A 13,043-nucleotide genomic window follows, 5' to 3' on the forward strand; every position below is an offset into this window, starting at 1 on the left:
ACCTGACTGTCTATGGAGTGATCATACACTCAAAATCAGGTGGCCAGATTCACTATGCCACTACATATCTGCTTCCAGAGAGAGCCAGCGATTGACTCAAAGCTGTCTATGTAGTGAGCATCAGGCTGTAACAGCTTGATAGTTTGCATGTCTTTCTTGGTGACGGCCTTAAATATAGCACCATTACCAATCGAGTCTTCTTCCTCGAAAATTTTCCGGAGCTGTGACAGCAGGAAAACCTGATGACCCGCCTTGCTGCGGAGTGCAGACACACCGCGTCCAATGACGATCTTCTCTTTCGAGATATTAATCCTTCCCACTGGAGCACGAACACTGAAAAGGATATCCCCTTCCTCAGCGATTCTATTCTCTACAGTGCAGTAAAGCCTGTTGCTGGGAAAGTAGCTCCCGAAGTCAGTGACGCCTTGGTGAAATGGAAGTCCTTCCCCTGTGTCGTTGTAAAACTCCGACTTGGGTGATTGCCCCATCGTTAAATCAACAGTTTTCTCTAGATTGGCTATCTCCCACCCATCAGGAATCTTTCCAAGCTCGCTCTCCTTGAAGCTCACCTCCTCATGCCCAGGGAAGCGGAAGTGGACGAACCACTCCTCGTATAACCGCCGGGCCATCTCCTCAAGGATCTCGATGCGGCGCGTGTTGTTCTCGATGAGGTCGTCGTAGGCAGAGAGGATGGAGGCGATACGGTTCTGAACTTCACGGGCAGGTAAAGCGGGAACTTGAAGTCCACGAATATCACGCATATTTAGGTGAGGAACGGTTGCACCGGTTGCAGCAGCTCCAAACTGCCCCTGCACATAATCACCCAGCATAAAGTAACAGAGAAACTCGGGGTTAACCTTGTTCGGATCAGGACGAACTAGAACAGTCCGCTGGCCGAGGCAAACCTGTTCCCCCTGGCGAATAATTGCTACGTTCCCTACAGGTGCTTCCCTTGCAATGATTAGGTCATTTTCTTGAGGAACAGCCCTTCGGGTCCATTGGGCATAGGTCTCCTCATCGACTCGATTTACATTATCGAGGATCAGTCGACCTCTTCCCACATTGGGGGTGCGTATCGAAGGGTAGCCAGTTGAGCTTTTGGGCGCGGTCTTGTGCTCGCAATCTACAATAAGCTCACAGATATCATTCAACACTGTCACGAAGATGACTCCAAGATGTCAGCGACATTGGCTGAGATGGCTTTTTCAAGCTCACCTGACTCAGAGTTCAGCACCTCCAGCTCCTCAGCCAGTTCCTCCAGCCTCTCCGTGAAGTCCACGTCTTCGGCTTCTCTTGCCACTGCCCCGACATATCGACCTGGGTTCAGCGACCAACCCTGCGCTTCGATCTCTTCCCGAGTCGCCACCTTGCAGAGTCCAGGCACATCAGTGTACCCCTCGCTCAGCCCCTTCTCGGCCAGCAGCGGCTCACTGCCCTGATCCAGCTCGATTGCTTCGCCACGGTAGAGGCGCACGATGTTAGCCAGGAACTCAATCTGCTCCGGCAGCCAGTCGCGGTGCGCCCGGTCTATCTGGCGGTAGAGGTGGCGGGCATCGACGAACAGCACCTTGTCGCCGCGCTCGGTTTCACTTTTGGACCGGTCAAAGAACCACAGGGTGCAGGGTAGCGTCACGGTGTAGAAGAAGTTCGGCCCCACCGAGACGATCACATCCACGGCACCGGACTCGATCAGCTTCTGGCGAATCACCTGCTCGCTGCCTCGGGCATCGCCCGCTGAGTTGGCCATGACGAAGCCAGCTCGCCCTGTCGGCTTCAGCGAGGCATAGAAGAGCTGGATCCAGAGGTAGTTGGCATTGTCGGTCTTTGGCACACCGAATGGGAAACGTGGGTCGCCTTCCAAGCGCTCTTTGTCCACTCCCGAGACGTTGAACGGGGGATTGGCCATCACGAAGTCGAAGAAGCCGTCACCGTTCTTGTAGACCGAGCCGTGAGGGTCTTCATAGTAGGTGTTGGATACGCGCACATCGCCGGAGAGGCCATGCACCGCGAGGTTCATCTTGTTGAGGTTGACGGTGGTCTGATCCTTTTCGGTGCCAAAGATCGAGATTTCATCCATGGCCGTCTTGTGGTGACGTTCCACGAAGTCTGCCGAGTGGACGAACATGCCGCCAGAGCCACAAGCCGGGTCGAAGATGCGCCCGTGGTAGGGCTCGATGATCTCGACGATCAGCTTGACGATGGACTCGGGCGTGTAGAAGACACCGCCTTTCTGACCTTCCTTCAGGGCGAAGTTGCCGAGGAAGTACTCATAGACCTTGCCGAAGGCGTCCCCCGACAGGTCAACCGGAGCGAGCTGCTTGAGCAGTTCCTGCAGCACCCAGTTGTCCAGGCGCGTGTATGTTCTCGGCAGGGCACCCTTTAGGTCGGGGTTCTCATCCTCGATGGCCTTCATGGCATCGTTGATTGCCTTGCCGATGTTGTCACCCTCGGTGAGCGACAGCAGGTGCGAGAAACGGGCGGTCTCGGGTAGGAAGATCACCCCCTCGGCCAGGTAGTCATCTTTGCTCACCTTGCGGCGGCCACCGGAACCCACTGGCCCGAGCTTCTCCTCGGCTGCTGAATACTTCTTGTCGGCGTACTTCAGGAAGATGAGGCCCAGCACGGGGGTCGAGAACTCGGCGGGCTTGAGGCCAGTGTTGGCCCATAACTGGTCAGCTGCTGCCCACAGCCGCTTCCCTACGTCTCCATTGACCAAGGTCTTGCTCCGGTTCGTCTAGCAGTGTTCTTCAGGATGGTTCGTTGAGAGCAGCTTACTACAACATCTTCCGCCTCTGCAGGGCGTCCACCACCGCTCGATCCCTCATACCCACGCCCGCATTAGATGCGAGAATGAATATAAGACTTTGATATTATGACACTTTTCAACCCACCACTGGCTGCTATATCTGAGGTTTCCACCAGAACACAAGGAAAACAGCGTATGACATGCAGTATCGGCAAGTGGGGAATCAGCGTGAAACTCGGCGGCCTCGCCGTTTGGCTCTATCTCGGTGACGTCTACCTTCGCTGCCCAAGGGTGGGGGAGCTGGCGTGGAACACCACAGGGCTGCACCTCAACAGACTGCCTATTGCCCCCCATCAGGCAGCCCCGGGTCCAGGTCACTGAGGAGCAGCAGCATGGACTATGATCGAACAGCCCTCGAGAGACTCAGCCGTTGCATCAGGGAGTTACGCAGACTGTCTCCTGAGCTACCCATCCAGGCCGCCCACGTCTTCCTCACGGTCGCAACTGAGCCAGCAGTTTCGACCTCAGAGCTGATGCGGAGAACCGGCCTAGCCCAGTCTTCGTGCTCAAGGAATGTCGCATTGCTGTCGGATAGGCACCGCAAGGGCAGACCAGGGCTGGGCCTCGTGACGGCAGAGTGTGATCCGTTTGATGGTCGCCGTCATATCATGCGGTTGACGGAGAAAGGGACAGCCATAGCTCAGACACTCGCCGCCATCATCGGAACCGACCGACCTTGCTCGCTGGAGGCTCAGCAGCAAATGCTCTGCCTACATGAGAAGACTCAGGAGGTTGTCTCTGTCGCGGAAGCAGCACAGGAACTAGCCGCGAGCCTGGCTGAGCTGACTCAAGGGGAAGCACGTTCAGCCACACGGCACACGGAAGACCGGGCACTCGATACTGCTTTCCCCTCTCCGGCGTGAGATAGCTTGAACCACAACGGAGAGATCGGCACTTCACCATCTCCCCTTTATCATGCTCCGACTTGAACCACCCCAATCAGCCCCTTATGATGCCCCGAGTGGTGGCAGCAGCAATGGCTACACCAAGGCCTACAGATGGCTACCCCAATATCTGCAAGCCACTGATTTAAAAGGAAATATGCGGATGAATGTTGATTCCCTTCACCCGCTCCAGGTTTTCCTTCCCTCCGTGCCCTGCGCACCTCTACTGATGTCACGCCTGAGCTTGCCATGGCCCTCTATCTGCTGGTCTTTGTCGTCTGTCTGCTGATCTTCGGCGGCATGGTTGGCCTGCTGCTGCTCTCCGGCACACCACGTTTTCGTACCGACCCCGAACGACTGTTGATCCTCTTCGACCAGGCACTGGAGGGCCGCGTCGACGAGAGCGAGTGGAATGCCATCATGGGGTATCCAATCCGCCATGATGACTACCTGGATGGTGTGCGCCGTCGGGCCCAGCGCCTGATGGACGCGCATGGCAACCACGGCCGCGCCGCGAGGGGCAAGTCGTTGCTGGATGAACAGGGACATGACGAGCTCGCAGCACTGCGCGCCCACCTGGCGCGCCGCCAGGCACTGCGCGAGCGTCAACGCAGCGTGAAATGAGACATTCTGCCGCACGGGGTAGGATGGTATCTCGCCCGCCGCTCGAAGGGAGCCCGCCATGTCCAGCGTGATCCGCCAGATTCCCCTCGACACCGCCACTCGCCACCATGCCCACGATTACCATCAGGTAGTAATCGGACTGCACGGCCGCGCGGAATTCGAGATCGAAGGGCTTGGCGGTGTTATCTCGGCGCTTTCCGGCTGCATCGTGCCGGCCAATCATGTGCACTACTACGCAGGCACCGGCGACAACCGCCAACTCATTCTCGATCTATCGACAAGATCCCCCGCCCTTACCGGTCCTCAGCAAGACCTTGCACGCCTCTTCGACGCACCACGCTTCTTTACCCTGGATGACCCGCTCAAGCGTTACATGGGATTTCTACTGGAGGAGCTCAATTACTCGACACCGGATCCACAACAGGGTGACCGACTCGCTGCAACGCTGCTGGGCTGCCTACACGCCCGCCTGGCCTGTAAGGCGAAAGCCTCCCCTTCCAGGCTCGATATGGTGCGTCTGGATCGCTTCATCGAGGCTCATCTGGCCAGCCGCTTCAGTGTGGCCGACCTGGCTCGGGTGGCATGCCTCAGCGAGGCTCACTTCCGACACTGCTTTCGCCAGCAGACTGGGCTCACGCCCTGGCAATATGTGCGACGCCGTCGCCTCGAGGCCGCTCGCCGGTTACTCGACGACAGCCGCCTGCCGCTGGCGGAGATCGCCGCCTTGACCGGTTTCAGTAACCAGAGCGCGCTCTCCCACGCCTGCCGCCAAGCCTATGGACAGCCGCCAAGCCGCCTGCGACGGCGCTTTGCCAGTTCCTCACGGCGTAACGACGATGCCTTGCGATGCACCTCCCTAACCTGATCTCAGACGAAAGTCTAACGACCTGAAGCCATCGTCGGATAACGCACGCGCTTTTTGCAATAACTCCCGCGGAATCCACAAGCATCCTCGACGCTGGGCACCTACAGTTAGGGTGAGGCCAGGCTGCGACAGTCTCACTCTCATCGCAACCGCACCGGCACAACGCCGCAAGTTGTCGTGCCGAGTACCACACTCGCCGGAGGAGATCATGCGAACAGCGAATCACTGTAACGCTTGACGAGGCCCGGCGTGACGCCATCGAAGCCAAAAAACCAAGACGCTATCGAAACAACAAAACCAAGAAAGCGATGCCCGGCTGTCACCCCCCTTGGGCAGCGGCATCAACGACTCGGAGCCTGGCTCCGCCCTGACGAACTGGAGAGTTTTCATGGAAACTGGTGTATGGATCAGCCTGATGGGCTACTTCGTACTCATGATCGCCATCGGCGTTTATGCGATGCAGAAGGCCACCTCGTCATCCGAAGATTATATGCTGGGCGGACGCGGCCTGAGTCCCAAGGTGGCCGCGCTATCCGCCGGTGCCTCGGACATGAGCGGCTGGCTGCTACTGGGGCTGCCCGGGGCGCTGTTCGTGTCGGGGCTCGGCTCGGCCTGGATCGGCATCGGCCTGCTAGTGGGCGCCTTCTTCAACTGGACTCTGGTCGCCCCGCGTCTGCGTGAGCAAACCGTCCACTACGGCAACGCGATCACCATCCCCGAGTTCCTGGCTAACCGCTTTCCGACTCGAGCACTGTCACTGCGCACCGTATCAGCGGTCGTCATCGTCATCTTCTTCGCCGTCTACACCGCCTCCGGCCTGGTGGCGGGCGGCAAGCTGTTCGAGAGCGCCTTCGCCGGCATTTTCAACTTTGGCGGCTTGAGCGACTATGCAGCGGGAGTCGTCATCACTCTTGGTATCGTGCTGGTCTACACCGTCATCGGCGGCTTTCTGGCCGTTAGCCTGACCGATTTTGTGCAGGGCTGCATCATGATGCTGGCGCTGGTGATCATGCCGGCGGTGGTGCTCTTCGGCGAGGGCGGCGGCGGCTACTCCCAGGCCTCGCAGACGCTCAACGAGGTAGACCCCACCCTGCTGACCTGGACCGAGGGGCTGACAGTCATCGGCTGGCTATCGGCGGTCACCTGGGGGCTGGGCTATTTCGGTCAGCCGCACATCATCGTGCGCTTCATGGCCATTCGCAGCCTCAAGGAGGTTCCGATAGCGCGCAACATCGGCATGTCCTGGATGGCCATCTCCCTGATTGGGGCCGTGTCGCTGGGCATCTTCGGCCGGGCCTACGCCGTGCGCAACGGGATGAACGTCGAGGACCCGGAGACCATCTTCATCATCCTCGCCGATCTGCTGTTTCATCCGCTGATCACCGGCTTCCTCTATGCCGCGCTTCTCGCGGCGATCATGAGTACCATCTCCAGCCAGCTCCTGGTCTCCTCCTCATCACTGACCGAGGACTTCTACCGGCTCTTCCTGCGCAAGCAGGCATCTGACAAGGAGACGGTGGCGATCGGTCGCCTCTGCGTGGTGCTGGTGGGCATCGTCGCCGTGATCATCGCCTCCAACCCCGACTCCCAGGTACTAGGACTGGTCAGCAACGCCTGGGCTGGCTTCGGCTCGGCCTTCGGCCCGCTGATCATCCTCTCGTTGATGTGGCGGCGCACCAACGGCGCCGGTGCCATCGCCGGCATGGTGGTAGGCGCCCTCACCGTCATGATCTGGATCTCGCTGGGCTGGAACGGCTCCTTCATGGGCGGGCCCGGTGTCTACGAGATCATCCCCGGCTTCATCGCCGCCTGGGTGGCCATCATGGCGGTGAGCCTCGCCACCGCCGATGCCGGCGAGTATCAGCATATCGAGCGGTAATTCGGTGCCCGAGGGCGCCGAACCCAGCAACACCACGTGGCCCCGCGACCGGGGCCATTAGCAGGAGAGATCAACCATGAATCACGCCACCCCGGGTCCCCAGGGGGTCGAGAACGTCCTCCGCGCGCGCATCCGCGAGCACTATTCGATCGATGAAGCCAGCGTGCTGAAAGGACTGGTGGAGCAGCTGCGCCTTTCCGAAGAGGAGCGCCAGCGCGTGGCTGAGGCCGGCGCCAACTACGTGGCGCGGGTGCGCAAGGAAACCTCGCCGAGCATGATGGAGTCGTTCCTGGCCGAATACGGGCTCTCCACCGCCGAGGGCGTCGGCCTGATGTGCCTGGCCGAAGCGCTGCTGCGCGTGCCCGATGCGGAGACCATCGACGACCTGATCCACGACAAGATCGAGCCCTCTGACTGGGGCGCGCACCTGGGCAAGTCCTCCTCGTCGATGGTCAACGCCTCGACCTGGGCGCTGATGTTGACCGGCAAGGTACTCGAGGAGGATCCCAAGGGTCCGGTACGTGCGCTGCGGGGCCTGGTGCGCCGCATGGGCGAACCGGTGGTGCGCACCGCAGTTAGCCAGTCGATGAAGATTCTCGGCCGTCAGTTCGTGCTCGGCCAGACCATCGAGGAGGGCATGAAGAATGCCCGGGAGCTCGAGAAGCAGGGCTACACCTACTCCTACGACATGCTGGGCGAGGCGGCGCGCACCGACGCCGACGCACTGCGCTATCACCAGGCCTACGCCACGGCGATCGAGGCGATCGCCAAACAGGCCAAGGGCGACGTGCGCTCAAGCCCCGGTATCTCGGTGAAGCTGTCGGCGCTACATCCTCGCTACGAGTATACGCACCGCGATACCGTGATGAGGGTCCTGGTGCCCCGGGCACAGGAGCTGGTGAAGCAGGCGGCCAAGGCCAACATCGGCTTCAACATCGATGCCGAGGAGCAGGACCGCCTGGATCTGTCGCTGGACGTGATCGAGGCGCTGCTCTCCGACCCGGAACTCGATGGCTGGGACGGCTTCGGGGTGGTGGTGCAGGCCTATGGGCGCCGCGCCGCACCAGTGATTGAGGCCCTTCACGAGATGGCCGAGCGCTTTGATCGCAAGATCATGGTGCGGCTGGTGAAGGGGGCTTACTGGGACACCGAGATCAAGCTGGCCCAGGAGATGGGCGTCGAGACCTTCCCTGTCTTTACCCGCAAGGTCAATACCGACGTCAGCTACATGGCCTGCGCGCAGATGCTGCTCGACCGGCGCGATCGCATCTACCCGCAGTTCGCGACCCACAACGCCCATACCTGCGCGGCAATCATCGCCATGGCGGGCAGCGACAAGGAGAGCTACGAGTTCCAGCGCCTGCACGGCATGGGCGAGTCGCTGCACCATATCGTCAAGCAGTCGGAGGGCACCCACTGCCGTATCTATGCCCCGGTCGGCGCGCACCGCGACCTGCTGGCCTACCTGGTGCGCCGCCTGCTGGAGAACGGGGCGAACTCCTCGTTCGTCAATCAGGTGGTGGATGACACCATCCCGCCGAGCGAGGTCGCCAAGGACCCGGTCGCCGAACTCGAGCGCCTGGACGATGCCATCGCCAGCCCGTCGATCCGCCAACCCGGCGAGCTGTTCGCTCCAGAGCGCAAGAATTCCCGGGGCTACCGGATCAACGAGCCGGCCTCGATCCTGCCGCTGATCGAGGCCCGCGAGGCCTTCGCCGATACCACCTGGACGGCCGGGCCGATGCTCGCCGGCGGCCCAGCGCCCCAGGGCAAGGCGCGTGACACGCTCTCCCCCGCCGACACCTCCCGGGTGGTCGGCCAGGTCCACGAGGCGACCAAGGAGGAGGTGGCCGCCGCGCTGGACGCCGCCGGGGGTGGCTACCGCGAGTGGTCGGCGCGGCCGGCGGCGGAGCGCGCCGAGGTGCTGCGCCGGACCGCCGATCTCTACGAGGAGCACATCGCCGAGCTGACCGTGATCTGCACCCGCGAGGCCGGCAAGATGCTCTTCGACGGCATCGCCGAGGTGCGCGAGGCGGTGGACTTCCTGCGCTACTACGCCAACGAGAGCGAGCGCCTCGAGGCCGAGGAGCCCGGCAGTGCCCGCGGCCTCTTCGTCTGCATCAGTCCGTGGAACTTCCCGCTGGCGATCTTCACCGGCCAGATCGCGGCCGCGCTGGGGGCCGGCAACGCTGTGCTCGCCAAGCCCGCCGAGCAGACGCCACTGATCGCCGCCCGGGCCGTCGAGCTGATGCGCGAGGCCGGGCTGCCTGAGGCGGCGCTGCAGCTGCTGCCCGGCGATGGGCCGACGGTGGGTGGCCCCTTGACCAGCGATCCGCGCATCGCCGGCGTCTGCTTCACCGGCTCGACCGAGGTGGCGCAGATCATCCACAAGGCGCTCGCCCAGAACGCCGGGCCCGATGCGGTGCTGATCGCCGAGACCGGTGGACTCAACGCCATGATCGTGGACTCCAGCGCGCTCACCGAGCAGGCGGTGCGCGACATCCTGATCTCCTCCTTCCAGTCGGCCGGCCAGCGCTGCTCGGCGCTGCGCATGCTCTACGTCCAGGAGGAGGCACGCGAACGACTCTTGACCATGCTCGACGGCGCCATGGACGCGCTGGTGATCGGCGACCCCTGGAACACCGACACCGACGTCTCGCCGGTGATCGACGCCGAGGCCCAGGCCGATATCACCGCCTATGTGGAAGCCCAGCGCAAGGCCGGCCGGCTGCTGAAGACGCTGCCCGCACCGGCGGAGGGCACCTTCGTTACCCCGGCGGTGGTCGAGGTCAACGGCATCGGCGATCTCGAGCGCGAGATCTTCGGGCCGGTGCTGCATGTGGCCACCTTCAAGGCGCGGGAGATCGACGAGGTGGTCGATGCGATCAACGCCAAGGGATATGGACTGACCTTCGGCCTGCACACCCGTATCGACGATCGCGTACAGCAGATCGTCGAGCGGATCCATGTCGGCAACGTCTACGTCAACCGCAACCAGATCGGCGCCATCGTCGGCTCCCAGCCCTTCGGCGGCGAGGGGCTCTCGGGTACCGGACCCAAGGCCGGCGGGCCGCTCTACGTCACTCGCTTTCGCCGCACCGCCGAGGTCGAGCGTCACGAGGCGCCGAGGGGCGACGCCGTGTCGCTCGGCGATCTGCAGTCGGGCCTCAACGGCCTCGACCCGCGCAACTGGGCGGCGCGGCCCGACCGTGTCGAGGTGCTGCGCCGGGCGCTCTCCGGACAGCGCGGCGTGATCCGCAAGGCGCTGGCCGAGACGGCGTCTCTGGACATGACGCCGCAGTCGCTGCCGGGACCGACCGGAGAGAGCAACCGGCTCGCGATGTACCCCAAGGGGCCGGTGCTCTGTCTCGGCCCGACGCTGGATATCGCGGTCGCCCAGGCGGTGCAGGCGCTCGGTGCCGGCTGCCCGGCGCTGATCGTCGCACCGGGCGCGGCCGAAGCCGTACAGCCCCTCGAGCGGGCCGGGGCGCCGGTCGCCGGGCTCGACGGCCGCGTCTCGGCCGATACGCTGAGCGCGATCGAGGGCTTCGTGGCGGTGGCCGCCGCCGGCAGCAGCGACTGGACCCGAGAGCTACGCCGGGCACTCGCCAAGCGCGACGGGCCCATCGTGCCGCTGGAGACCCAGACCATCGCGCCGGAGCGCTACGCAGTGGAACGCCACCTCTGCATCGACACCACCGCAGCCGGCGGCAACGCCAGCCTGCTGGCCACGGCCGAGTAGAATGCGGGAGAGGAAACCCCTCTCAGCCCATCCACAGCATGCAGGCCCTGGTCTGCCCCTTCCCACCAGCAGGCCGCCCTCGGGCGGCCTGCATCGTTTCTGCAGGTGCGCTATCGCCTATTTTCGCCCTGCGTGCCAGACCCAACGTTAAAACAACGCAAAACCTGCGGCATGCATCTAAAATAAATGCTCGGTGGCGGTGTCCTACCGCGCCAACGCTTGCAGGAGCCAAAACCATGCACAAGAGAACTCTCACCATCCTGATCGCGACGAGCGTTGCCGTCACCGCCAGCACCCAGGTCTTCGCCTACGGTGCCGGCGACTTCTTCGCCCGCCTCGGCGTGGCCAAGTTTTCGCCCAAGAGTGATAACGGTTCGCTGGCCAACGGGACACTCGATGTTGATGTCGAGGACGATAGCGCCTTCGCCTTTTCCCTGGGCTACCGCTTTACCGACAAGCTGGGCGTCGAGCTGCTGGCCTCAGATTCCTTCGACCATGACTTCACACTTGCCGGTGGTGCCGCTACCGGTTCAACAGACCATCTCCCGCCGACCCTAGCCGTACAGTACTATCCGCTGGGGGGCACCGACGCCTATGTCCAGCCCTATGTCGGCGTAGGCGTCAACTACACGACCTTCTCCGACGAGAAGCTCGACGGTTCCAGCGCAAAGCTTGAACTGGATGACTCATGGGGGGCAGCCGGCCAGCTGGGGGTGGATCTGCTGATCGACGACCGCTGGGCCCTTAGCGGCGCAGTCTGGTATATGGATATCGATTCCGACGCCAGCCTGGATGGGAATGACATCGGCAAGGTCGAGCTCGACCCGATACTGGTCATGGGTGGCATCAGCTACCACTTCTGACCATCCCCACCCCAGACACAACAGGGCCCGCCACTGGCGGGTCCTGCTGCATAAGCACCTGGCGATCAGGCACTCCATGATCCGCCCGGTTCGGATTGTTGGTCCTTCCACTTACCAGGCGCCACTATCCCGAGAGGGCCAGCCCCATCAGCAGCAAGGCAAACAGCCCCAGAGCCAGCAGGCTCCAGGGGGGCGTCAGCATTCGATGCTGCCAGCCGTGACTGGGCAACACCCCATAGGGGCGCAGGAAGGCCGCACCCAGCGCCCAGATGCCCAGCAGTATCAACGGCAGGCGCACCGCAAGCGGCAGACCAGTGATCAGTTCGGGGCGCAGCAGCAGCCACACCGCCAGCCCCGCCGCCAGAAGCAGGGCCAGCAGCGCCATCTCCAGACCGTATCGCGACTCCTTACGCTCCATGGGCACCCCCGTCTCTATCCACTGACTTCAGTGAAGACGATTCCCCCCGTTCTGGCGACCCTGAAGACGTTCCGGGCGCGCTGCGACACTCTGCCACCTCGGATAAAAAACCTTGCGCTGGATCAACGTGCGGCGCCTAACGGCTCGTTAACATAAGCATGAAATCCGATGCGGCACCCCGTCGCAGAGAGCCAGCCACCAGGAGCCGAAGCATGCGCAAGAGCCCCCTCTCAATCCTGATTGCGGCGAGCATCGCCGTCGCCGCCGTTACCGTCAGCAGCCAGGCCCTCGCCTACGGCGCCGGTGACGTCTTCACCCGTCTCGGCGTGGCCAAGGTGGCGCCCAAGAGCGATAACGGCACAATTCTTGGTGACGCAGAAGTCGACGTCGAAGACGACAGCGCCTTTGCCTTTACCCTGGGCTATCGCTTTACCAACAAGCTGGGCATGGAGCTGCTGGCCGCCGAGCCATTCGATCATGATTTTCAAGTCGGCAACATCACGGGCGGCTCTACCGATCACCTGCCGCCGACCCTGACCCTGCAGTACTATCCACTGGGCGGCACCGACGCCTATGTGCAGCCCTATATCGGCGTGGGCGTCAACTACACCCGCTTCTCCGACGAGCAGCTTGATGCCGATCTTTCGGTCGAACTGGATGACTCCTGGGGTGCCGCCGGGCAGTTGGGTATCGACCTGTTGATCGATGACCACTGGGCCCTCAATGGCGCGGTCTGGTATCTGGATATCGACAGCGATGTGAAGGTCGGCGGTGCCGACGCCGGCAAGGTCGAGATCGACCCGATCGTGGTGATGGGCGGCATCAGCTACCGCTTCTGATTCCACCTCACGCCGAACACAACAGGGCCCGCCATTGGCGGGCCCTGTTGTGTTCGGCGTCCTGTTGTCCTGTTGTCCTGTTGTCCTGTTGTCCTGTTGTCCTGTTGTCCTGTTGTCCTGTTG

Annotated in this window: 9 protein-coding genes; 6 read left to right on the forward strand and 3 right to left on the reverse strand. The window is 62.3% G+C overall.

Annotated features, from left to right (window positions below; translation table 11 throughout):
* Positions 1-35 precede the first annotated feature (35 nt).
* Both E0702_RS19585 and E0702_RS15560 read right to left on the reverse strand, forming a co-directional pair.
* Positions 36-1,160, reverse strand: coding sequence for a restriction endonuclease subunit S (locus E0702_RS19585; RefSeq protein WP_205741948.1), 1,125 nt, complete (start codon positions 1,158-1,160; stop codon positions 36-38).
* Entirely contained in the window at positions 1,157-2,716 is a 1,560-nt protein-coding gene (locus E0702_RS15560) for a type I restriction-modification system subunit M (RefSeq protein ID WP_132045494.1), read from the reverse strand. The genes E0702_RS19585 and E0702_RS15560 overlap by 4 nt, the downstream gene beginning before the upstream one ends.
* A gap of 1,223 nt (positions 2,717-3,939) precedes the next feature.
* Between E0702_RS15560 and E0702_RS15570 the strand changes: the two genes are divergently transcribed.
* The 5 genes from E0702_RS15570 (at position 3,940) to E0702_RS15590 (ending at position 11,663) form a co-directional block, all read left to right on the forward strand.
* The gene (locus E0702_RS15570) at positions 3,940-4,314 is read left to right on the forward strand and encodes a hypothetical protein (protein WP_132045496.1); all 375 of its coding nucleotides are present in this window, start codon (positions 3,940-3,942) and stop codon (positions 4,312-4,314) included.
* A 58-nt stretch (positions 4,315-4,372) separates the two neighbouring features.
* Positions 4,373-5,179: an AraC family transcriptional regulator gene (locus E0702_RS15575; RefSeq protein ID WP_132045498.1), complete on the forward strand. Its 807-nt coding sequence runs from the start codon at positions 4,373-4,375 to the stop codon at positions 5,177-5,179.
* 388 nt (positions 5,180-5,567) lie between these two features.
* Positions 5,568-7,058, forward strand: a complete 1,491-nt coding sequence (putP, locus tag E0702_RS15580) for a sodium/proline symporter PutP (RefSeq protein ID WP_132045500.1) — start codon at positions 5,568-5,570, stop codon at positions 7,056-7,058.
* 76 nt (positions 7,059-7,134) lie between these two features.
* Positions 7,135-10,800 carry a bifunctional proline dehydrogenase/L-glutamate gamma-semialdehyde dehydrogenase PutA gene (gene putA, locus E0702_RS15585; RefSeq protein ID WP_132045502.1) on the forward strand — a complete coding sequence of 1,222 codons (3,666 nt, stop codon included), beginning with the start codon at positions 7,135-7,137 and terminating at the stop codon, positions 10,798-10,800.
* 236 nt (positions 10,801-11,036) lie between these two features.
* Entirely contained in the window at positions 11,037-11,663 is a 627-nt protein-coding gene (locus E0702_RS15590; RefSeq protein WP_132045504.1) for an OmpW/AlkL family protein, read from the forward strand.
* A gap of 124 nt (positions 11,664-11,787) precedes the next feature.
* Here the strand turns inward: E0702_RS15590 and E0702_RS15595 are convergent, their stop codons facing one another.
* A complete protein-coding gene (locus tag E0702_RS15595) occupies positions 11,788-12,081 on the reverse strand; it encodes a hypothetical protein (RefSeq protein ID WP_132045506.1) in 294 nt (97 codons plus the stop codon).
* Between the two features lie 212 nt (positions 12,082-12,293).
* Here E0702_RS15595 and E0702_RS15600 point away from each other — a divergent pair, with 212 nt between their 5' ends.
* Positions 12,294-12,920 carry an OmpW/AlkL family protein gene (locus tag E0702_RS15600; protein ID WP_132045508.1) on the forward strand — a complete coding sequence of 209 codons (627 nt, stop codon included), beginning with the start codon at positions 12,294-12,296 and terminating at the stop codon, positions 12,918-12,920.
* The last annotated feature ends 123 nt before the right edge of the window (positions 12,921-13,043 follow it).

The organism is Halomonas marinisediminis (assembly GCF_004347715.1).
Taxonomy (GTDB): domain Bacteria; phylum Pseudomonadota; class Gammaproteobacteria; order Pseudomonadales; family Halomonadaceae; genus Halomonas; species Halomonas icarae.